Source organism: Streptomyces bullii, assembly GCF_042657145.1.
Lineage (GTDB): Bacteria > Actinomycetota > Actinomycetes > Streptomycetales > Streptomycetaceae > Streptomyces > Streptomyces bullii.
The window spans coordinates 1-563 of record NZ_JBHSNY010000049.1 but is presented as its reverse complement, the minus strand read 5'-3'; the positions used below and the strand labels follow the sequence as shown (position 1 = coordinate 563).

Here is a 563-nt window from a genome sequence, read left to right as displayed (position 1 = left end):
AGTCACGGTGTTATCGCCGGTGAGACGGTGACTGCGCTGGAGGCGGAGTCGCGCAGCGCGCAGCTCCTCGTGGTGGGCCACCGCGGGACGAGTGGTTTCACGCAGCTGTTGCTGGGGTCGACAGCGGTCCACTTGGCCGCCCACGCCTCCTGCCCGGTGATGGTGGTGCGCGGCCGGCCGGACCCGGCCGGGCCTGTCCTGGTGGCGGTGGACGGCTCCCCCCAAGGGCAGGGAGCCATAGCGTTCGCTTTCGCCGAGGCAGCCCTGCGGGGCGCGGATCTGGTTGGCCCTGCACGCCTGGACCACCTGGACCGACCACGGCGGCCCGGCCCCGGACCGCCCACTGGATGTCGTGGACCTGGTCGGTGACGTGCAACAACTACAGAGGGCGGAGGAAAGTCTCCTGGGGCCCTGTCCACGCACCGCCAACGGCACCCGGACGTGACCGTACGCTCGCGCGTGGTGCGCGGGCGCACCCGGCCCGCGCTGATCGAGGCCAGCGGCAGCGCCCAGCTCATCGTGGTCGGTGCGCGCGGGCGTGGAGGCTTCGCCGGACTGCTGCT

1 pseudogene is annotated in these 563 nt (G+C 72.6%); it reads left to right on the top strand.

The features are described 5' to 3' along the window. Positions 1-563: pseudogene (locus ACFPZJ_RS39820) on the top strand (universal stress protein); the annotation flags it as partial.